Origin of the sequence: Rhodococcus tibetensis (genome assembly GCF_024438035.1) — a bacterium.
GTDB lineage: Bacteria > Actinomycetota > Actinomycetes > Mycobacteriales > Mycobacteriaceae > Rhodococcus_F > Rhodococcus_F tibetensis.
In genome coordinates this window covers 1-21,304 of record NZ_JANFQF010000028.1, presented here as the reverse complement: position 1 = coordinate 21,304, position 21,304 = coordinate 1, and the positions used below count along the sequence as shown (strand labels likewise).

Genomic DNA, 21,304 nt, shown 5'->3' with positions numbered 1-21,304 from the left:
TCGATTACGAGGATTCACGGTTATGGATGCAGTATTGCCTTTACAACTTTTCCCTTGTCTGCGTCGGACAGAGCCTCTTTCATTTCGCCGAACGTGTAATGGGTCATCAGCTTGTCTGCTGGGAATCGCCCTTGCAAATAGAGCTCCACCAATCGGGGTATGAAAATCGAGGGAACAGAATCACCGAGAACTGTGCCGTGAATGGTGCGTCCCTTGATCAACGTCCAAGCATCGATTTCGATCGACTGCCCGGCCGCGACGCCTGTGATCGCGGCGTGGCCGGTTTCTTTGAGGACGTTGACGGCGGCAGCCATGATCGACGGTGCACCCGTCGCTTCGACGCTGTAGTCGACGCCCTCGTCTCCGACGATCCGATGAACTGTCGCGACCAGGTCCATGCTGGGTTCCGATTTGATGATGTGTGTCGCGCCGACTTCCCGTGCGAGCTGGAGGCTTTCGCTGCTCTGCCCGATTGCGATGATCGTCGAGGCGCCAGCCACTCTCGCGGCCATGATGGCAGCTTGACCGACCATACCGACTCCGAAGACGGCCACGGTGCTGCCAGCTTGGACGTCGAGAACATTGAGGACGGCGCCGGCGCCGGTCTGGATCCCGCAGCCGAAAGACCCGAGCATCATCGGATCCGCCTTGGGCGACACCTTGATGGTGTTCGACTGATGCGCCAGCACATGTGATGACCAGGACGACTGCGCGAAGAAGTGACTGTGCACGATGTCGCCGGACTCATCGGTCAGCGCGGTGGAGCCATCGAGCCTTTGCCCGCTGAAGTTGATGCGATCGTGGTTAACGCAGTATGGGTACCGCCCGGAGCGGCAACGATCGCAGGTTCCGCACGCGCCCTCGGCGAGCACCACCACGTCCCCGACCGACACAGTGGTTACCTCCGACCCGATCTCCTCTACGACTCCGGCGCCCTCGTGGCCGAGCACCACCGAGTCGGGAACATTGGTCAGGTGACCGTCGAGAACTTCGAGGTCGGTACGGCAAATTCCAGCCGATACGATCCGCACCAGAACCTCGTCAGCGCGAGGATCTTCGAGTTCGAGCATTTCAGGAACGACGTTGTCGATGCCGCGTTTGACCAGTGCTTGAACCTTCATTTGGCCGATCCATTGTCATTGATGATGAAATCGGCTGCGCGCTCGCCGATCATGATTGCCGGTGCGTTGGTGTTACCGGTGATGATCGTGGGCATTACGGACGCGTCCGCTACGCGCAGACCCTCGATGCCGTGCACACGTAGCTGCGGATCGACCACGGACATCGAATCGACACCCATTTTCGCTGTCCCGACCTGGTGATGCCCTGACACCGTGGTGGTGCGCACGTACTCGCGCATTTCCGCGCGGGTGGTGGCGTCTTTGCCTGGCCGCGCTTCTTCCTTGATCCACTTCGTGATCGCGGGTTGAGATGCGACTTCGCGTAGAAGATCCATGTTGTCGATCATTGCTTCGAGGTCAGCCGGTTCGGAGAACACTCGCGAATCGATGAGGGGGGCGGCGTCGGGGTGGGCGGATCGCAGTCGGACTTCTCCGCGGCTGAGGGGGTGCAGGATTTGGCTGACCGCAGTGAACCCGTGTTCGGGTAGGTCTCCGGCGATGAAGGGATACACGAAATTCATCAACAGTGGCTGAAGATCGGGGACAGCAATGCCCGGCCGGGATTTGGCGAAAATCTGGGCCTCGAGCGCTTGCGCCCCTGCTGGGGGAATCTCCCCGTGTGTCTCCCAAATGATGGGACTCGAGAAGTGGTCTTGCAGGTTTTTTCCGACGCCGGGAAGGTCTGCCTTGACGACGATACCGAGAGGGGCCAACTCGTTGGGCGCGCCGATGCCGGAACGGTTCAGAATCGCGGGGGTGCCCAGTGTGCCCGCTGCCAACACCACTTCGCGGTCCGCTGTAATAGTTTGGGCAACACCGTCTTTGATGAAATTGACGCCGATGACGCGGGTGCCGTCGAAGGTCAGTTCAGATACGAGCGTTTCGGTTATGACGGTGAGGTTGGGGTGGTCCTCTATGGGACGGACGTAGCCGACCCAGGAGGTGAAGCGTCGGCCGTCTTTGATGGTGTGCTGTGTGTAGCTCACGCCTTCGCTGCTGCCGGAGTTGTAGTCCGCGTTGTAGGGGAAGCCGGCCTGCTCAGCTGCCTCCACCCAACATTTGGTTAGTTCGTTGACGGCCGGGTTCCGCTGGATGTGAAGGGGTCCGCCGATGCCGCGTCCGCCGTCCGTTCCGCCTTCGAAGTCTTCGAGCTTGCGGAAGTAGGGCTCGACCGAGTTCCAATCCCACCCCGCGGCGCCGAGCATCGACCACATGTCGTAGTCGGCGGCACTGCCGCGGACGTAGATCATGCCGTTGAAGGCGCTCGATCCGCCGAGGGTCTTCCCTCGTGGCTGGGGGATGGTCTGACCGTTCGCGAAGGGTTGCGGGACCGTCTGGTAGTCCCAGTCCACCTCGCTGGCCCACAGCCCGATGGATCCGAGAGGGTCGTGGATTTCGGGTTTGGAATCGACGGGTCCTCCTTCGATGACCGTGACCTGCATCCCGGCGTCGAGGAGACGACGTACGACCACCGAGCCTGCTGATCCTGCACCGATGACGACTACGTCTGCTGCTGCAATTGCTGAACTGTTTGGCACCTTATTCCTCCATGACTGGTTTTTGCACACGCGTAAACAATCTGTGGACGCGCCGATGAACGCGGTATCCGGCTTCTGAGCAGGGATGGTGGTCGGCCGTTGTCGGCGCTGCATGTACGCCATGGGGCAAATTTCGGTATGCCAGTGAACTGATGAGGCCGTCACGGGAAACGAATGCGGCGGCTGCTCGCGCGCTCGGTGTGGTTACTCAGTATTCGGAACCTACTCAGCGGCGACCGAGTTCGCAGCGTCCATGATTACCTGCGCCGGGGATTCGTGACGAGTGACCCCTGGGGTGGGGATCGATGTAGTGGTGGCTTGCATCCTTGCGGCCATCATCCGCTGCGCCGTCAACTGTCGGCGATGGAGCGACTGAAAACAACTCATCGATGACTTTCTTAATGGCGCACCACTCCTTCGAGAACTCCTTCGAGAACTCCCCGCGCGAGCCGAGCGGCTCAGGCGAGGACGTCGCGCAGGAACTTGGTGGCGTCGTCTACGCCCCGTTTGCCTTCGGGGTGAGTGGACGTGTCTTTGAAAAACTGGATGAATCCGTGTTCGGCGCCCGAGTAGACCTTTACTTCGGCAGTTCCTCCGGCGCGGGTGAGCGCCGCGCCGTATGCGAGACATTCATCGCGGAGGGGATCGTGTTCGCCGACCTGCACGAGCGCGGGCGGTAAATTCTCGAGGTTCGCCCATAGAGGGGCTACCCGAGGGTCGAAGACACCGACGTCGTCGGGCACGTACGCCGCGATCACATTTGTCATTACCGTGCGCGTCGGAAAGTTGGTATCGCCGAATTCGGCCCAGGACGGCGTGTCCATCTTGTTGCTGACCGTCGGATAGAAAAGCAGCTGCGCGGCGATCGTAGGTCCATTGCGATCCCGTGCGAGGATCGCGATTCCGGCAGCGAGGTTGCCGCCTGCGCTGTCGCCGCAGATGACCAGTCGTGACGTATCGCCGCCGATGCTCTCGCCGTGGCGGTGGGCCCAAGTGAGCACTTCGTACACGTCGTCGATGCCGGCGGGAAATTGATGTTCTGGAGCCAGACGCCAGTCGACAGAAAGCACGATCACCCCGGCCCCGTTGGCGAGAGCTCGGCATAACACGTCGTGGGTGTCGAGATCACCAGCACTGAAGCCACCGCCATGGACGAAGACCATGATCGGGTGGGGTCCGCTCCCGGCAGCGAGCGGTTGATAAGCCCGCACTGAAACTTCACGCTGGGGCGTAGTCGACGCCGGGACGGCGATCACCCGCACGTCGGCCACTGGGTCAGGCGATCCCGCGGACGGGATGAGGGACAGGTAGTTTTCGCGCATTTCACGCACAAATTCCCGCAGGTCGATGTTGTTCATACAGGGAACTCCTAAGGTCTACTGGCCAGCGGGTTGAATTCCTAGCGAGGCACGTTCGATACGAGGGCATTGACCTTGCGCTAGTTGGCCGGGGTGAGAGTGACGGCAACCGCCGACGAGAGCGCGATCAAAACGTTGGGGCCGCTGCCGCGCCGCGGGTCTCCGGAGTTTTGCAGTCGCCCGCGCGAACATGAAAGGCCACAGCACCAACCAGCAACAGCGCGAAACCGACCTTTGCGGCGATTCCGATGGGTTACCAGAAGATTCCGGCGATCAGTCCGATGGCAGCTGAGATCTCGGCCGCGCCTATGAAGCGCACGAGCCGACGTTGTTGTTGTGTGGAAGGTCTTGTGGTCGTGAGCGAAGGCGTCCGTCAAGCGCCGTAAACCCTGGCAGCGACTATTTCCGCAACCGAGATGACCGAGGGGTTGGTGGCGACGGAGGGTGCGTCCGGCAGAATCGAGGCGTCCACGACACGCAGCCGGGTTGTCCCGTATACCCCACCATGGGTGTCGACGACCGCGTACTCCGTTCCCTGTGGGCCGATGGGCGCAGAGCTGACTGGATGGTGGTAGGTATCGAGTGTGTGAAGGGCCGACTTCGTGATGTCGGTATCGGTCGCGTCGGCGCCGGGCATCATTTCTGCGACGACGAGGTCGCTCAGCGGTGCGGTCCGACCGATCCTGCGAGCGAGCTGGATTGCCTCAGCGAGGCGGTCCCGGTCGCTCTGCTCCCCCAACAAATTGAGGTCGATTATCGGAGCGACGTTCGCATCCTTCGAAGCCAAGGTGATGGTTCCACGGGAGGCAGGCCTGGTCAAAGCGACCGCTAGGACGAAAGCCGCGCCGGTGGGACTGAGGCTTTGGTCGATGAGGTGGGTCGCGGTGATATGGATGTCGAACTCGCCGGCGGCCGCCATTGTGCCTGCGGCCCAGACCTTGGCGCCGATAACCGGCGTCTGAGTGCCGATTTTCTGTGCATCCGCGGCGTAGGCGTTGTAGTAGAACGGGTGATCCTGAATATGCTTTCCGACTGGTGCGTCCACGACCGTGGCGATACCGAGGTCGGCGAGGCCGCGCGCAGGGCCGATTCCGGAACGCAGGAGGATTGCGGCCGAGCCGTAAGTGCCCGCGGAGAGGACGACTTCGTCGGCGGCGATGACCTCCCCGTCCGTCAGGCGGATACCCGTGGCGGTAGTGGTGCCTTCCTCGAACACCACGGCGTCGACAGTCGTATTGCCGCGGACGGTCAGATTCGGTCGGCTGCGGACCTCGTCGGTGAGGTAGGCGAGGGCGGTGTTCACGCGTACGCCGTCGACCACGTTCATCGGGTAGGCGCCCCAGCCAGCGGGATTCGCGGAGTTGAAGCCCTTGGACTCGGGCACGCCTGCACGGTCGGCCGCGTCCGTGAAGCTGCGCTGAACCTTGCTGAGCTCGTCCCGTTCAAGGGTGTGGACTGGCACCTGGATTCGCTCGAAAGCCTCGATGAAGGCCCCTTGTGTGAAAGCAGCCGCCCCTGCCGCCCGCCAACGGTCGATGTCGGCGGTGGTGGGGCGAATGAACACCGAGCCGTTGACTGCCGAGCTTCCGCCGAGGACCTTCCCGCGGTAAAGCGCAATCGGGTGATCGAGGGCTCCGGGGGCCGACTGGTAACCCCAGTCGGCCCCTGTGAAGGCACCCAGGAGCTGGGCGTTGGTGACTGTCTGGGGGAACTCGGCGGCCCGGTAGGCGGGCCCTGCCTCAACCAAAGTTATTTGACGGCCGGGATTCTCCGAAAGACGGGAAGCAAGCACGGCGCCGGCTGAGCCGCCGCCGACGATTACGACGGTGTTGTTCACTTGGTGATCTCCAATCCAAATAGGCGCTCGGCGTTGGTGCGGCCGATCTTCACGCGGCTGTCCTCGGGGATCAGGGCCTGGTCGAACCATTCGGTGGCCTGCTCGATGTCCTCGTATGGGTAGTCGATGGAGAACAGAGTGCGGTCGACACCGAGTTCCGCGATGGTGTTCTGGAGAGCGTTGGTGTGAAAGTGGCCGGCGGTGGTGGCGTAGAAATTGTTGCGGAAGACTTCCTCGGCGGGGCGCTCGTTCCTGCCGAGTCCCACTCCCTCGCGCTGTTTCCACAGACGGTGCGTCAGGCGGGGCAGCATGAGCGGCAGCCCTTCGGCTTGGTGGCCCAGAATGATTTGCGTGTCGGGGACCTTGTCGAATAACCCGGACAAGATCAGGCGGATCGCATGCGTCGCGGTCTCGTGTGCGAAACCCCACGCCGACCCGACGAGGGCGGTGTATTCGGCGTAGATCTTCTGATCCCGCGGATGCGGCTCACGGGGGTGCAGGTAAATCGGCACTCCCAGTTCCGCAGCCTTGGCAAAAAACACGACGGATTCCTCGCCGTCGAGGTAATGACCATCCTCGGTACCCTCGACGTCGGTGTAGCCGTTGATCAGGGCGCCGTGGGCGCCCAGGCTCTTGACGCACCGCTCGAGCTCGTCCGCCGCACGCTCGGGGTCTTGCATCGCCACCGCTGCGAAGAAGCCGAGATGCTTCGGGTACTTGTCGACATACACCGTCTTCACGTAGTCGTTGGTTTCCCGGGCCACCGCGGTTGCCTGGGCCGCGTTGGTGATGCCTTGGATGCCCGGCGACGTCAGCGACAGAATCGAGTAGCCGACGCCGTTCGCCTCGAGCCGCTGGATACGGTTGTCGACATCAAGCAGATCAGCTTCAACCGCCGCCATGTAGTCGCGGCCGTTGCGGGCCGCCTCGCCCTCTGAATTCCACAGCGAGTTGTTCAACGGCGTGCTGACGTGCTCCTCGAGTGCAATCTTGTCGATCATTTAGGCAAACTCCCTTCAATTGCCGATAGCGGGTGAACAAAGATGGACGAAAAGGATGAGTCGCCGGAACCCGTGACATGCGGAAGGCATTAGGGCGGTCCGCCCGAAAATCGGGCGAACTCGGAGGAGATTCTGTAGCGGACCACTCAAATTCCCGGACTTGTCCCGAAACAGAATGCACGAACCTCTCGCGGAGCGAATCCGTCATCGAATGGGTAGGGTGGGAAGGCAATGTCTTTCAGACCTGGTCCGAAGCAACGCGACGAGCCTGACATTCTCGGCATCTCGACCCATGCCGGTTGGTGACGATTTGTGCGTGACTCTGAAACCGTTGGCGCGAACCCGATAGCCGCACAGCGGCAATACAATGCGTGAACTGCCCCACCTCGATCGGGCTCCGTCGCTTGCAGGCTACGACGGCAGCCCGGGCGTGAACGCGATGTGCTTGAACTCGATGAAGTCGTCGATTACCGCGAATCCTCGCATGCGACCTTGTCCGCTCGCCTTGTACCCACCCTCTTCGAACTGGTCCTGCAATGCCGCCCAGTCGTTAATCCACACAGTTCCGGACTCCAGTTGCAGCGCAACCCGGAGAGGAAGGTCTATGTCGCGGGAGAAGACGCTCGCGCTCAGCCCGTACTCGCTGTTGTTCGCGAGCGCGACTGCCTCGGCCTCGGTCTCGAACGTCTCCATGCACAGCACCGGCCCAAAGACTTCTGACTGGACGATCGGCAGGTTCGGGTCGGTGACCGCGAGAAGCGTTGGCCGGTAGAAGGACCCCGCCGCGAGCGGCCCGTCGGTGATGGGTCCGCCGCGTACGATCACCTCCGCTCCAGTTGCGATCGCGTCCTCGACCAACCCGTCGATGCGCTCGACGTTCTTCTTGTCGATAATCGGACCCATCTCGCTGGCTGGGTCTAGTCCAGGACCTACCTTGATCTCCTCCAACCGTGACGCCAACGCTTCACGAACCTTTTCCGCGACACCAGACTGAACCAGCAGACGGCTACCGGTCATGCAGAACTGGCCAGCGAAGACGGTAAGCGCTGCGACCACTTTGGGGATCGCTACATCCAGGTCTGCATCGTCGAAGATGATCATGGGTGCCTTTCCGCCAAGCTCGAGCCCCACTCTCTTGAGGTTTGCAGACGCGTTGGACATGATGGCTTTGCCAGTCTTGGTGCTACCGGTGAAGCTGATGACCGGAACCCGGGACGACCTGACGATCGTGTCGCCTGTTGCAAAGCCGCCATTTATGATGTTCACCACTCCCTTAGGGAGTTCTGGTGTGGTAGCGATGATTTCGGCAATTAGCGCGTTCGTTTGCGCGGTCTGGACAGGCAGGCTCACCACAGTTGTTGTTCCCGCCGCGAGGGCTGGAGCGATGGATCTCAAAGCCAAGGCGACGGGTGCGTTCCAGGGCGCGATCACCCCCGCCACTCCGGCCGCGTCCCGGACCATCAGTCCGAGCCTGCCAGCCTGAACCTGGCTGCTCCTCCCAGTGTCGGTCAGAGCGAGGGCCGCGTTGAATCGCAATACCGGTGCGGCCATGCCCACCTCGAACTGGGCGTCACGAAGAATCTTGCCGTTCTCCTGCGAGAGCAGAGTCGCCAACTCGTCTGCCCTGGCCTCGAAGCGGGCGGCCATGGCGTTGAGGACCCTCGCTCGAAGCGGACGGTCGAAACGCCAGGAGGTAGTCTTGAAGACCCGCTCCGCGATGTCGATCGCGTGCTCGGTCTCTGCCGCCCCACCAATGGCGTACGTGCCGATCTCGATGCCCGTCGCAGGGTTGACACTCGTGCCGTGCTCGGGTGAATCGACCCATTCACCGTCAATCCAGTGCAGGGCGGCGCCGTTTTTTTCTATTGCGGTCATCACATCATTCCTCCGCTTTGCGGCTCCGACGCGGTGGTCGGAGCGAACTTGGTACGAACTTGAATCCGGCTTCGCAGCCACGACGGCGCGGTCGCCACCGCAAACGCGGGATCTCTCCAGGTCTGCCACCTCGAAGGACTTCCGTGTTGGGGCGGATCGAGTGCGTCGGTAAGTAGATTGCCGTCGCTAGATCTCGACCTGCGTATCGGCACACAAGTCAAGGCCAGGATCGCTCCGACGCGTCCGTGAGCGGCACGCGTGAGGCGGCGGAAGGCATTACCGACGATTCGGGCGAAGCCCTGTTCAGTTGGGGGTCATGGGGCAACCCCGGTCTCAGAGCGCTGCGAGAGCCTCGGCGCGGTTCACCGCCTTGCCCAAGGCACCGAACTCGTGGAGGTCGCCGAAGACTTCGATGCGAATCGATTGGTCGATGCCACCGATCTTGATCGGGTCGAAACCCGCCGCGGCGATCAGCCGGGCGACCGTGGCACCGGCGAAGTCGTCGTCGGCTGCGTAGAAGCCGACCGCGAGCTCCGGAGTCCTTCGCGACGCCGAGGTGAGCGTCTCGGCCGCGAGCGTGCCGAACGCCTTGACCAGCCTTGAGCCGGTTGGCAGTAATCCGGACAAGATCAGTCCGGCGGAATCGCCGACTGCGATGTTTTTGACAAAGCCCCCGTTTCCGTCAGGCTCGATGGGATTCGAGGGATCCACGAGAATCTTGCCTGCCAGCGAGTCCGCGTGCCTCGTCAAGAGAGTTTTGGTCGTGTCGAGCCAGACCGCGAAGATGATGACGTCCGCTCGAGTAAACGCGTCGTCGATAGTGACAGCGGTCGCGTTCTCGCCCAACGAGGCGGCGAGCAACTGCGCGCTCGCGATCTCCCTGCCTGCCAACAAGACGGGCTCGCCGCCTTCGACAAGATCCGCCGCCAGGCGGCTTCCGATGTTTCCCGTCCCGATGATCGCGGTGGTCACAGGTGACTCCTCCCGATGTGTATTTATAGGCGCGCGGATATGGCTCGCCGAGGTGGGAGGCGCGGTCGGCGAGGCCTGCTCCGTACGGGGTGTTACCACCACACGGAGCAGGAACTACGTTGACCGAGCCCTCGTCGAGTCAAGCGTTCCCAAGCCAGTGGGCGCATCGGTCGCCGAATCGGTCATGCCTTCCGCGTGCGCTGCGCAGGAACTACCCGCCCAAGTCGCGCCCACGCAGCTCCGCGCGCGACGTGATACCGAGTTTTGCGAAGACCGCTGAGAGGTGGTGGCCGACTGTGCGGGGACTGATGAACAACTGCGCCGCGATTTGTCGGTTGGTGCTACCGAGGGCTGCTAACCGTGAGACCCGCAGCTCCTGCGCCGTCAGCTCGTTGAAGGCAACCAACTCACGGCCGCGTGGTGCCTGGGTGGCCAGATCGAGGCTCTCTTTGGCGCGCAGCAGCAGCGGGGTGGACCCGAGGCGACCGAACATCTCGCTGGCGCGGGCGAGGTACGGGCGGGCTTCCTGTCTGCGTCGCATGCGTCGCAGCCACTCCCCGAACAACAGCTCGGTGCGGGCGTGGTGTAGCGGCCGGTCAACGCTGTCGTGTACTGCAAGAGCCTCACGGAAGAGCCGCTCTGCCTCGGCACCGTCGGACAGCATGGCCATCGATCTTAGGTGCGCCGAGCGTGCCCATGGCGCCCCGGAGCGCGCGGCCCACTGCTCCAGCAGATCAATCTGCGCTCGGGCTTCGTCGCGATCACCCACCCGGATTGCCGCCTCGGCGGCATCGGGGGCAGCCAACAACGCGAACGTCGGGTGATGTGTGCTGGTTCCGACATGGCGGATCGGAGCGAGTAGCGCGAGTGACTCCGCGGGCACCCCGGTCACCAGGTGCGCCACCCCCCGATGCCACTGGGCGGCAGCTACGAGAGCGCGCACACTCGTGCGCTGCGCGATGCGCGCCGAGACGCTGGCCAGCTTCTCCGTCGTCTCGACATCCCCGCGCAGTGCGGCAAGCCACGCCAAAGAGTTGTGGCACTGTGCAATGACGCTGTCTAGCTGCGTCACCTCCGCTATCTCGAGCGCCTCCGTCGCGGCGGCGGCGGCTTCCTGCCACCGCCCACCCAATATTTCCGCTGTGGCGAGCTGCGAGAGAGTGAAGGCGAGCGCCGAGGTCGAGCCCTCAGCACGGCTGCGCTCGGCCACCGAGCGGTACTGGTGTTGCATGTCGGCGCTCAGACCCCATACCGCCGCATAGGGGGCGGGCGGTAGCAGCCACGCCTTCACTTCCCCCTCCGGAGCGAACGCCTCGACACCCTCGCCTCTGCGCCACCATGCGAGCAGCCGTCCCACCATGTCCGCAAGAACAGGATGCCCCAGAGCCGTCTCGATAGTGTCGTCACTTTCCAGGTCGACCTGCGAGGCTGCCCACCCCGCACGCATCGCAAGCACCGCCAGCTCCAGCCCCAGGGGTCCTTCCGGGTCGAGCCGCGCATCGCGGAGCAGCAACTTGTGCGCCCGCACGCAGTCGCCCCGCGTGAACTCGATCAAACCCTCCAACCCCCCGCTCACGAGGCCGGCTCGAGATCCGATCCGCGCCACCGAAGAGGACAGCAGGTCGCGAGCCGCGGCGACCCTGCCCGCCTCCCACTCCGCTCGCGCTGCCCGGGCGAGCCTCATTCCGGCGGCCGAGCGGTCCCGGGTCAACTCGGCCGCCGATCGCAGGGCAGCCGCAGCCGCTTGGGGGCCGCCGCGCTGCCAGGCGCGATTCGCAGACGCCTCGAGCAGGTTCGCTACATCGTCGTCGGGACCATCTGAGGCCGCGGCAAGGTGCCATGCCCGCCGATCCTCGTCGCCGTCGTGCGCCAGCTCTTCACTCCAGGACAGATGTACTTGTGTCCGTTCAAGCGGGGTGGCCGCATCGTAGACGACGGACTGAACTAGGCGATGGCGGAACAACACCCTGTTGTCTAGGACACCGACCACCCCTGGTTGGGTGGTGTCGTCCAGCGCCCAGTCGCCAAGCCCCAGACGCCGTGACACCGACTGCACACTGCTGAGCGTGGCACCGTCCTGGGCAGCGGCGACGAGCAGTTGGCCACGCACCTGGGCCGACATCGCGCCGACGCGGGAGCGGAACGCGTCTCGGATGCGCGCGCTCACCGGCGCGGGAGCCGTCGGATCCAAGGCGCCGACTGGCGGTGAGAGGGTCAGCAGCGCCAGTGGGTTGCCCTGCGAGACCGCGATAACGTAGTCCCGCGAAGACCGGTCCAGTTCCGATCTGCGGGCAGAGAGGAGCCTGGCAGCGTCATCGTTGCTGAGAGGGCCGACGGGGAGGGTGGGAATTTCCCCCAACGCCGTCTCGCTATGCGAGCTTGCCACAGCCAGCAACGCGACTGCGTCCCAGCGCACCCTGCGCGAGACAAACGCAAGGCATTCGGCCGTGGACGAGTCAAGCCATTGCGCGTCATCGGCTACAACAAGCACGGGCGTCTCTACTGACGACAGGTCGGAGAGCAAGGTCAGTACGGCCACGGAGACTAGGAAGCGGTCCGCCGCGTCGTCGGTCAAGCCCAGTGCGCCGCTCAGCGCACGCCGCTGCGGCGGAGGCAGTCCCTCGATGCGATCGAGGACGGGCCACAAGAGCTCGTGCAGCGCGGCGAAGGCCAGCTGGGACTCGCTCTGCGCAGCTGCGCACCTGAGCACCGTGAAACCTGCCGCCTCGACGACAACGGCGCCGACGAGGGCGCTCTTGCCGATCCCCGGGTCTCCCGTCACAACCAGCGCCTGCCCGGTGCCACCGGCCGCGCCGTGCAGCAAAGCACGAAGGCGACCCAGCTCCTCGCTGCGGCCATAGATCTCCTGCGACACTCCTGAACAATAGCGACGAATCGGGACGCCCCGCCCGACGCCGTCACCGAAGACACCTCATCGGTGATCGGCCTGCACGCCGCAACGCAAACATCGACCACATGACCTATTCGACGGCCGATTTGCGGACGACGCCCCCGGCTTAGCCTCGTGGACGGCGCTTTGTGCATCCCCTCGACGAGCGCAAGGACTTCACGGCCACTACCGCGATCAACCTCGCCAACTGCCCGGGTCGAGCCGACCAAGACCGCCCTCTAACGCCATTCATAGCTACAAGGAGAACCAAGATGAAACCGAACATAGTGCTGGTGCATGGAGCCTGGGCCGATGGCTCAATGTGGACACATGTCATCCGCGAGCTGCAGGCCCAAGGGTTCTATGTCACCGCCGTACAGAACCCCCTGACGTCATTGGATGACGACGTAGCAACCACACGCAGCGTCCTTGCCAGGCAACAAGGCCCAACCGTCCTGGTTGGCCATTCCTATGGAGGCGCCGTGATCACCGCTGCGGCGACGGAGGAGGATAACGTAGCCGCACTCGTATACATTGCCGCTCTCGGACTCGCCCAGGACGAGAGCCCCGCGACCCTCCTGGAGAGCTACGGAACCCTCGCGAATCTCGTTCCTGACGAGAATGGTTTCATCCTGATCGATCGGGCCGACTTCGCCGGAGGGTTCCTTCCAGACTACGACCCATCTGCGGTCGCCGTCATGGCCGCAACACAAAAACCGACGTCGGTGCATTGCCTCACTGACAAAATCGGACCGCCAGCATGGAAGTCCAAGCCCTCCTGGTTCCAGATCGCGGAAAACGATGCGATGATTCCACCTGCTGCGCTGAGTATGATGGCCGCAAGAATGAATGCCACCACCACCTCGATCGCCGCTCCCCACGGGTCGCTGGTCTCACACCCCCGCGAAGTGGCGCAGGTAATCATGGATGCGGCGAACGCGGTTTCCAGCTGATTGATCCGAACGCCGACCGAAGGTCCCTATTTCTCCGCATGCCAAATGCCGCGGGGTGAACAGCCAATCACCATCTCTCGGCTGAGCAGCTACCGAATCGACAGACCCCGCACCTCGAGCGGGTGCAATAGGACCCCATAAAAGCCTGGGTACGGTGACCGAAACATCGGTGACACTGGACGCGACGGCGAGAACTGTTTCAGTCCCTGCCGTCGCGGCCCGGTGTCGTCACCCAGTTCGGCTAGCAGGGCACGCGTACGCATCAATGAACGTACCGAAGACAACATTCCGTCGAATGGCCACGTCCCAGCCCTAGGAGAAACGATCTGCCATCGGGTAACGGATCATGTTGTGCGCGATCGCAACTTTGGCATCGATGCCGCATTCAGCAGGAGGTCCTTTTCATATGCCGGTCTTCATCATTCACGCTGTACTCGCGGGTGCCAGATTCATCACTCCGCGCCACTGCATGGCATTGATTCAACGAATCCTCACCGATATTGCCATCATACGAGTCAATGCACGATCGTTGGCAATGATCGCGAATCTGCAAGAAGAGTCATCCGAGCCGTCCCTTGAATGACTCTGCGTGACCGACGATGTCGGCCGTCACGTAGAACCCCAAGGCGCGTCCGTCACATAGTCTCCCACACCTTGACGAACCACACGTCCCCGCCACGGCGGGCGACATGATGCCCCGAGCGCCTGTGCCACATAGGCTTTGCTAACGCTGATGATTCCGTAAAAGGATGGCCGATTCGCCGGCATCGGGCGAGCACAGCGCAGCCAGACCCGCAGCACCGTCGCCGGGAGCTTAGGGTTTGCGGTGAAATCGAAGTCCTCGAAGGTCGCCTGTTGTTCGAACTTTGCCGGCCGCAGCCGACGGGCCACCGCGCCGCCACGTCGAAAACGACGTGACCTTAGGACGCCTCCGCGTCACTCATGGGTTTGTGCGCACTCGGCGACGATAATTTCAGTTAGCAGCTACCCCGACGTCGGAACCAGCTCTAAGTCAGTCCCCTTCGGTGCGGTCGAGGATGGCAAGCAGGTCGGCGAGGAGTTCGTCGGCTTCGTCCTCGATGCCGTCGAGGATGTCGGTGACGTCCTCGAGGTGGGTGTGGGCGTCACGGCGGGCGGCGATGCCGCGTTCGTAGTAGCCCTGGTCCAGCTCGACGTCAACCAAGTCCGGGACCCGCGCGTTCTCGCGTGACGGCGTCGCAATCTCCTGGCCGGCGGCCGCTTGTCTATCGGCGCTTGCCCGGCCAGGTGCTCGCGGATTAGGACGGTGACGGATTGGGTGTTTTGCAGCGGGCGTTCGTCGCGGCGCGCGCTGTCTGCGAACGCTGATAGGTCTGCACCTTTGTCGAGGTGGTCGGCGACGAGTTGGGTGCTCGGGTACCGGTCCAGGAAGCCGAGCACCTCCACCCAACTTTGAAACGCGACGATGGGTCCGATGCCAGATTCGACGGTGACGCGAATCCAGTTCTCCCCCACCTCTATAGCGAGAGCATCATGGTCCGCGGTGACGTCCGTGCTTCGTAGTCGGGCGATCTGCTCGAAACTCAGGCCCGCGGCTGCCAGGGTGAGCAGCAGGGCGTCGCGGCGCCCGAACAGCCCGCCCGGCCACCCGATGACTGGAATCCGCCGGACCACCTGCGCCACCCGCTCCCGCGTCCGGGCCAGCCGGTCGGCGCGGGCGGTGTCGAGCAGCTGCCGGATCACCTCGGCACGCCCCGGTGCTGGCAACTCGGCCTCGGTGTGAACGGTGTTGATCGCGGTGAACCGACGTCGTTGCGTCCCGTCGGTGGCGAGATGTTCGGCGAGGAACTCGGCGGCACACTCGGCTGCGCCGGCACCGCCCGGTGATCGCAGGCGGCGCACCAGTCCCTCCGGTCAGGGTTCCGTTAACGGCAACGGCCTCACCCACTGGGGCTATGGGTTCTGGTGGAACGGAACGAAATTCTCTGACGATAGACCTGGTGAACGATATCCCTTGCGAACGCTGACACAGAAAATTGCAGCATGCTTGCAGCCAAGCGAAACAACGTAAAGCGCGGTAGCCCTCGCCCTTTGTTTTCCGGTTCTGACCTTGTCGACCGCATGCGGAGTGCCGGACGAGAAGCACCCGAGCACTGACGCTGTTGAGACGGGCAGTGTCAACAGTTCGCGTCGTTCTCCGGGCAACTCCTCGTCGGCAATCCTCCGCCGGTTCGTACTGGGTTGGTGCCAGCGCAACCTGGCGAACACGTGCCCGGTCCGGCTCGACCCAGGCTGGATTCGGTCGATCTCGAACGGACCTTGGACGGTGATGCCGTTACATTCAGCCTCGGGGGCGACCGGTCGATGGGCTGGTCCGTCCGATTCGTCCAAGACGCCGTTCCTTCGAGGAACGGACGGCGCCGTGCCGATTTCGGGGTCGCGCATTCTGCAGATCGATTTGACCTCCGTGGACTGCCGGATCGGAGATGCCGTGCGGCCGCGCAGACTGAATTCATGGTGTCGTCGGAGCGTGCGAGGAAGGCGGTCCCAGATCACCGGCGCCATACAGCGGTCGCGCGCGGAGAACACCCGCCGTCCCTACGCCTCGTCGCCGACACCTACACCGAGTCCGGCGACCGCGCCTACGGGCCGGCGACGCTCTCGCGCCGGGTTGCCGCGATTGGGCATCACCACCGTCGCGGCGAGCACCCCGCCCCTGGTGGCAACGAGATCGTCGCGGACTCGGGCCGAGGAAAGCTGCAGCAAGCTCCGTAAACAGGTGGCCTACGCCGAAGAGTTGACCACACGACTCGACGACCACACCACCGACCGAGGAAGCTCGCAGTCCGGTAGAGCAGGTCGAGAGCCCAAAATTTGACGCGGCCTGCCGGCGCAGCACCGAGACGCTCCACCTCGCCCGAAGGTGATCCGCTACCTACGCTTTGCCGAAGAGGACACGTTGACCAAGCGTGTCGTGAATGAGCGTCAGAACTTTGTGCCGCTTCTTTCCGCTGATTTCCTTGGCAGCGGTGTTGAACTCGTCACCGGTTGTCGATCACCATCATCAGTGCCGTTGTGCGAGCCCGATTCTCGACCGCGTCGACAGCGAAGCCCAGGTGCCGGGACAGCTTGGTCAGCCGGTGCGCAACGCTGCTGTGGTGCAGGTGCATGCTCTCCGCCGCGGCCCGCAGTGTTCCCGATCGTAGGTACACCCGCAGCGTCGCCAGCAACTCCGACCCCTGTTCGGAGTCGCGCAGTTCGGCAGCGCGAACAATATCGGGAATCGCGGCGTGCGCGAGGCTCTGCCCCGCCACCAGTAGGTTGAGCGCACCGAGGTCGTCGGCGTTTCCGATCGGTTCGGGTCCGGAGGCCTGACTACGGGCGAATTTCGCTGTGCCGACAAGCATGTTCGCGTCCGACGCCGCGGCCGCCAGTGAGATACCTACCTGCACAGATCGAGAGCGGGCCACGTCGACGAATTCCGGTGTCGGCATGAACGAATCCGCAACAAGCATCAGAGATTCGCCGTCCACCTCGATCTCGGTGGATCGGCCGGGTGCGAGCTCACCGGACAGCGGTAGGCGCGCGCCGCCACCGGCCGTGTACACGAGCACACGGACCGGAGTCGACGGTTCGATCCGCAGCGCAGCGCACGAGGTGAGCACCGCCAGCTCGTCCATCGGAAAGAGAAGATTACGCGTGTGCTCGGCGTCGGTGAGCACACGGCGCGGTTGCAGAATGATCGCCGCCGTCAGAGCCATTCGATCGACGAGCATCTCGTCGAGCGGCAGACTCGCACCCGACCTCTCTATCCAGACAGACCCGACGACCACATCGTCGACCACGACGTCCTTCGATGCACTGGGCGCGAGCCGAGGCTGCGGAGACCACCGCCCGCGAGGATCGCAGCGTCGCGGCTCGGAGCTGCTGGACCACCCCGATATGTCGATGCCGACGACGCAATCGGCCAGCGCGGCACTCGCCCGGAGCATCGAGGCCGTGTCCGCGCCGTGTCGGACCAGCGCGTCGAAATAGTCGATCACTCGTACCAGGCCCGCCGAGTCGGCATCGAGCTCGGCGAGCCGGTACATCAGTCCTTGCATCCAGCAACGCTACGAGGCCGGTGACACCACGCGCAAGCCTCTCCGAAGCGCGTCGAGTGCCTCCGCCATCGCGCGTTTGCTCACCTCCGCCGTCGCCAGCAATCCGGACCCGTGGAAGGTGCCGGGGAACGAATGCAGCTCCACGCTGATACCGGCGCGAAGCAGGCCGAGGGCGTAGTCAATCCCCTCGTCACGCAGCGGGTCCAATTCCATGGTGCAGAGATAGGTCGGGGGCAGGCCACGCAGATCGGTTGCGCGGGCCGGTGCCGCGTAGATCGACACATCCGGATCTTCCGGTCCGGTGTAGGACGTCCCGAGGTAGTACTGCCACGACAGGATCGCGTTGGGGCGGTGCCACAATGGAGTGTCCACGAACGTCGTCATCGAGACGGTGGTCAGCCGGTCGTCGAGCTCGGGAATATCGAGGAGCTGGAACGCGACCGGTATGACGCCCTCGTCACGCGCCCTCAGGACGGTTCCGGCGGCGAGCCCACCACCCGCGCTCTGACCACCGACCGCGATGCGGGAGGGATCGATTCCCCACTCGTCCGCGTGGGCGTGGAGGTGAGTCAAGGCCGCGTAGCAGTCGTCGAGCGGACCCGGAAAAGGCGTTTCCGGAGCTAACCGGTATTCGACGCTTGCGACGGCACACCCGAGTTCCCGCACGACCTCGACGCAGAAGGGGTCGCTGGAGGCCGCCGTTCCGATGGCGAACCCACCCCCGTGGATCCACAGAAGAACCGGCAGCGGTCCCTCCGTGTTCTCCGGCGTGAAGAACCGGACACCGACGTCCGGATCATCGCCGAGGCCTGGGACCGACAATTCCTGAACACGGACTCCGTCGAAGGACAGATCAGCCAACAGGGAGCCGACCAGAGAGTCGAAGGTTGCCCGTGCGGAGGGCAGGTCGGAGAAATCCACATTCGGGAGCATGGTGACCGCGGCCGCGAGTTCGGGATCGAGCGTGGGAAATGATGTCATGCACCCAGCATGAGTCCGAACGTGGCCCAGGTCACCCAACAGCTGGAGGAAGTTGGCGAGGGAACGTCCGACGGGTGTCGGACGCCCCGGAACCCGACCGACTACCCGGCGATCTCGGCGTGCATCTCCCACACGATGACCTCGGCGCCGGTTTCGGTCGTCAGTTGCTGACCCCCGCCACCGCCGAGCCGAACGGCGTCGCCCTCGGCGAGCACCCCGACACCCTCCATCGACGCTTCACCGCGCGCGAGGAACACATGGAGGAAGGGTGCGTCGGGCAGGGTGATCGGCGCCTGACCGGGCTGCATGCGCGCAACGTGCATTGCGGCGTACTTGTTTTTGATCCTGATTGCCGAGTGGTCGGCGTACTCGGACATCCCCGAGGCGACCGGCACCAGCCCCCCGGCCAGCAATTCGTGGTCGATCTCGAGTTGCTCGTAACTCGGGGTGATCCCGGCCTCGTCGGGCACAACCCACATCTGGATGAAGTGCACCGGGTCGCTGTGCTGATCGGCATGGGCACCGGTGGCACCGTCCAGACGCCAGGAGTCGTTTTTCTCCGAGTGCAGGATGCCGGTGCCCGCGCTCATCCTTTGGGCCAGGCCTGGGTAGATAACTCCGGAATGCCCCATCGAGTCCTGATGCACCAGCGATCCCTGCAGCACCCAGGTGACGATCTCCATGTCCTGATGAGGGTGGGTGTCGAAGCCCATCCCGGGAACGACGATGTCGTCGTTGTTGACCATCAGCACCCCATGGTGGGTGTTGGCGGGGTCGTAGTGGCGGCTGAACGAGAAGGAATGCTCCGAGTCGAGCCAGCCGGCGCGGGTCTTGAAACGGTCGTCGGCACGGCGGACATCGAACTGGGGAGGGTTCACGGCGGTGGTCATTATCGGGGCACCTTTCGAGTGTCGGAGTGGTGGCTGTCGAAATGCGCTCTCAGAGAACGTGGGAGCCGTACATTTCTCCAAGCGGGTCGGCGATGAGTTCGAGGCGGGCACCGTCCGGGTCGCGGAAGTACAGCGAGACCTCGCTGTGTTCGATGAGCTCGACACCTGCGTCGATCAGCTTGTTGCGCAAGTGCTCCCAGCGATCGGGTTCGACACTGATCGCGACGTGGTGCAGGCCCCCGAGTACCTCCTGATACGGACCGACGTCGAGCCCGGGAAAGTCGAAGAACGCCAGCAAGTTGCGGTTTCCGATGTCGAAGAAGAAGTGGGAGGACCCGGGGTAGTCCCGGTTCTCGATCAGTTCGGTGAGCGGAAACTCGAGCACGTCTTGATAGAACCGCACCGTGCGCTCGACGTCCCCGCTGACCAACGCGGTGTGATGGAGGCCGCGGGCCGAAGACGCGGGCCGCGACGACACGGGCTTCAAGTACTCGGCACGAATTCGGTCGCGTTGCGCCGCGAACCCCTCTGAGCGCTGCTGCTCGGGTGTGGTGTTCATAGCCGTCATCCCTTCCGAGGTTTCGATCAAGACGCAGACCGTACCTGCACCCGGCGGGTAATTGCGCCTTCAACTAGTTGGAGCGTACACGATGTAGTTGCGGTGTCAACTACTTGAGCTATGCTTGGCAAGTGGAATCAACTCGATGGCTCAGCACGGCCGAGCAGAACACCTGGCGCGCCTACCTGGATGCCACTCGCTTGCTGCTGCAAGCGCTCGATCGGCAGCTCACCCGTGACGCAGGCGTTTCGTTCACAGACTTCGAACTGCTCGTGGTCCTCTCGGAGGCTCCACAGCGGCAATTGCGGATGAGCGAACTGGCGGAGGCCGTCACCACGACGCGCAGTGGGGTGACGCGGGCAATCAGCAGGCTCGTCGAAGCTGGATGGGTCCGCCGCGTGGAGTGCAAGGACGACAAGCGCGGAATGTTGGCCGAATTGACCGATGCCGGCGCCGACAAGCTCGCCGCCGCCAGTCCGGGGCATGTGGCGGAGGTTCGCAGCAACATGTTCGACCTGCTCAGCCCCCGGGATGTCGCGATCCTCGGCCACGACTTCAATGAGATGCGCGCGCACATGCTGGACAACGCCTGACCGGCCCCACCGACCGAGCAGCGAAAAACGAACACACCGAACCCCATCCCTTGGCCGTTGCCGAACGAAAAGGACCACCAATGACGCACTCCGAGAACAACTCCCCCGCACTGTCCACCACGGTCGCACACGTGCCCGAACGGCACCGCTACGAACTCGGCGTCTCAGGAGAGCCGGTTGGATTCACCGCATACCGCGACAACGACGGTCGTCGCATCTTCTTCCACACGGAGATCGACGACGCATTCTCCGGTCACGGCCTCAGCTCCGTCCTGATCCGCCAAGCGCTCGACGACGTACGCCGCGCAGGATTGCGCATCGTCGCAGTCTGCCCGCTCGTGGCTGCGTACCTGAAGAAGCACGACGACTTCGAGGACCTCACCGACCCGGTGACCCCGGAAATTCTGGAGTTCATTCGCGACTCGACGCGGTAGCCCTTCCAAGTTTTAGTTGACATCGCAACAATCCCGTTTTACTGTTGTAGTTGCGAGTTCAATTACTTCAGCATTCGGTAGACATCTACAGAGGAGTTCCCCCATGACCACCGCCATCACCACGCTGCCCGGTCTCACCGCAGGAACCTGGGCCATCGACCCCGTCCACTCCACCGTCGGCTTCTCCGTCCGCCACCTGATGGTCAGCAAGGTCCGCGGC

Annotated in this window: 18 protein-coding genes and 1 pseudogene; 5 read left to right on the top strand and 14 right to left on the bottom strand. The window is 63.5% G+C overall.

Annotated elements, in window-relative coordinates:
• Window positions 1–20 precede the first annotated feature (20 nt).
• From NOF53_RS24770 to NOF53_RS27805, 8 genes are all read right to left on the bottom strand, one after another.
• Window positions 21–1,121 carry an NAD(P)-dependent alcohol dehydrogenase gene (locus NOF53_RS24770; protein ID WP_255973826.1) on the bottom strand — a complete coding sequence of 367 codons (1,101 nt, stop codon included), beginning with the start codon at window positions 1,119–1,121 and terminating at the stop codon, window positions 21–23.
• Window positions 1,118–2,659: a GMC family oxidoreductase gene (locus NOF53_RS24765; protein WP_255973824.1), complete on the bottom strand. Its 1,542-nt coding sequence runs from the start codon at window positions 2,657–2,659 to the stop codon at window positions 1,118–1,120. Before NOF53_RS24765 ends, NOF53_RS24770 begins: the two co-directional genes overlap by 4 nt.
• 458 nt (window positions 2,660–3,117) lie before the next feature.
• Entirely contained in the window at window positions 3,118–4,017 is a 900-nt protein-coding gene (locus tag NOF53_RS24760) for an alpha/beta hydrolase (RefSeq protein ID WP_255973822.1), read from the bottom strand.
• Window positions 4,018–4,390: 373 nt separating this feature from the next.
• Entirely contained in the window at window positions 4,391–5,854 is a 1,464-nt protein-coding gene (locus NOF53_RS24755) for a GMC family oxidoreductase (protein ID WP_255973820.1), read from the bottom strand.
• Window positions 5,851–6,855, bottom strand: a complete 1,005-nt coding sequence (locus NOF53_RS24750) for an amidohydrolase family protein (protein ID WP_255973818.1) — start codon at window positions 6,853–6,855, stop codon at window positions 5,851–5,853. The genes NOF53_RS24755 and NOF53_RS24750 overlap by 4 nt, the downstream gene beginning before the upstream one ends.
• A 411-nt stretch (window positions 6,856–7,266) precedes the next feature.
• On the bottom strand, window positions 7,267–8,730 hold the full coding sequence (locus NOF53_RS24745; RefSeq protein ID WP_255973816.1) for an aldehyde dehydrogenase family protein: 1,464 nt from the start codon (window positions 8,728–8,730) through the stop codon (window positions 7,267–7,269).
• A 333-nt stretch (window positions 8,731–9,063) separates the two neighbouring features.
• Window positions 9,064–9,702, bottom strand: a complete 639-nt coding sequence (locus NOF53_RS24740; protein WP_255973814.1) for an NADPH-dependent F420 reductase — start codon at window positions 9,700–9,702, stop codon at window positions 9,064–9,066.
• 211 nt (window positions 9,703–9,913) lie between these two features.
• Entirely contained in the window at window positions 9,914–12,577 is a 2,664-nt protein-coding gene (locus NOF53_RS27805) for an AAA family ATPase (protein WP_255973812.1), read from the bottom strand.
• 287 nt (window positions 12,578–12,864) lie between these two features.
• Between NOF53_RS27805 and NOF53_RS24730 the strand changes: the two genes are divergently transcribed.
• A complete protein-coding gene (locus tag NOF53_RS24730; protein ID WP_255973810.1) occupies window positions 12,865–13,545 on the top strand; it encodes an alpha/beta fold hydrolase in 681 nt (226 codons plus the stop codon).
• A gap of 653 nt (window positions 13,546–14,198) precedes the next feature.
• On the opposite strand, the pseudogene NOF53_RS28045 reads toward NOF53_RS24730, so the two are convergent.
• Both NOF53_RS28045 and NOF53_RS24720 read right to left on the bottom strand, forming a co-directional pair.
• Window positions 14,199–14,451, bottom strand: a pseudogene (locus NOF53_RS28045) (ATP-binding protein); the annotation flags it as partial.
• A 106-nt stretch (window positions 14,452–14,557) separates the two neighbouring features.
• On the bottom strand, window positions 14,558–14,728 hold the full coding sequence (locus NOF53_RS24720) for a hypothetical protein (protein ID WP_255973808.1): 171 nt from the start codon (window positions 14,726–14,728) through the stop codon (window positions 14,558–14,560).
• A 1,310-nt stretch (window positions 14,729–16,038) separates the two neighbouring features.
• Here NOF53_RS24720 and NOF53_RS27800 point away from each other — a divergent pair.
• The gene (locus NOF53_RS27800; RefSeq protein WP_308213866.1) at window positions 16,039–16,299 is read left to right on the top strand and encodes a hypothetical protein; all 261 of its coding nucleotides are present in this window, start codon (window positions 16,039–16,041) and stop codon (window positions 16,297–16,299) included.
• 266 nt (window positions 16,300–16,565) lie between these two features.
• Here NOF53_RS27800 and NOF53_RS24710 read toward each other — a convergent pair whose 3' ends face one another.
• The 4 genes from NOF53_RS24710 to NOF53_RS24695 all read right to left on the bottom strand — a co-directional run bounded on the left by NOF53_RS24710 (window position 16,566) and on the right by NOF53_RS24695 (window position 20,057).
• Window positions 16,566–17,627 (bottom strand): helix-turn-helix domain-containing protein, encoded by a 1,062-nt coding sequence (locus NOF53_RS24710; RefSeq protein ID WP_255973806.1) that lies wholly within the window; start codon window positions 17,625–17,627, stop codon window positions 16,566–16,568.
• A 9-nt stretch (window positions 17,628–17,636) separates the two neighbouring features.
• Window positions 17,637–18,608: an alpha/beta hydrolase gene (locus NOF53_RS24705; protein ID WP_255973804.1), complete on the bottom strand. Its 972-nt coding sequence runs from the start codon at window positions 18,606–18,608 to the stop codon at window positions 17,637–17,639.
• Window positions 18,609–18,709: 101 nt separating this feature from the next.
• Window positions 18,710–19,498 carry a pirin family protein gene (locus NOF53_RS24700; RefSeq protein WP_255973802.1) on the bottom strand — a complete coding sequence of 263 codons (789 nt, stop codon included), beginning with the start codon at window positions 19,496–19,498 and terminating at the stop codon, window positions 18,710–18,712.
• 49 nt (window positions 19,499–19,547) lie between these two features.
• On the bottom strand, window positions 19,548–20,057 hold the full coding sequence (locus NOF53_RS24695; protein WP_255973800.1) for a VOC family protein: 510 nt from the start codon (window positions 20,055–20,057) through the stop codon (window positions 19,548–19,550).
• A gap of 131 nt (window positions 20,058–20,188) precedes the next feature.
• Here NOF53_RS24695 and NOF53_RS24690 point away from each other — a divergent pair, with 131 nt between their 5' ends.
• From NOF53_RS24690 to NOF53_RS27990, 3 genes are all read left to right on the top strand, one after another.
• Window positions 20,189–20,650, top strand: a complete 462-nt coding sequence (locus tag NOF53_RS24690) for a MarR family winged helix-turn-helix transcriptional regulator (RefSeq protein ID WP_255973798.1) — start codon at window positions 20,189–20,191, stop codon at window positions 20,648–20,650.
• An 80-nt stretch (window positions 20,651–20,730) separates the two neighbouring features.
• Window positions 20,731–21,084, top strand: coding sequence for a GNAT family N-acetyltransferase (locus tag NOF53_RS24685; protein ID WP_255973796.1), 354 nt, complete (start codon window positions 20,731–20,733; stop codon window positions 21,082–21,084).
• A 103-nt stretch (window positions 21,085–21,187) separates the two neighbouring features.
• A partial coding sequence (locus NOF53_RS27990; protein ID WP_374212635.1) for a YceI family protein occupies window positions 21,188–21,304 on the top strand: 117 nt, incomplete at its 3' end.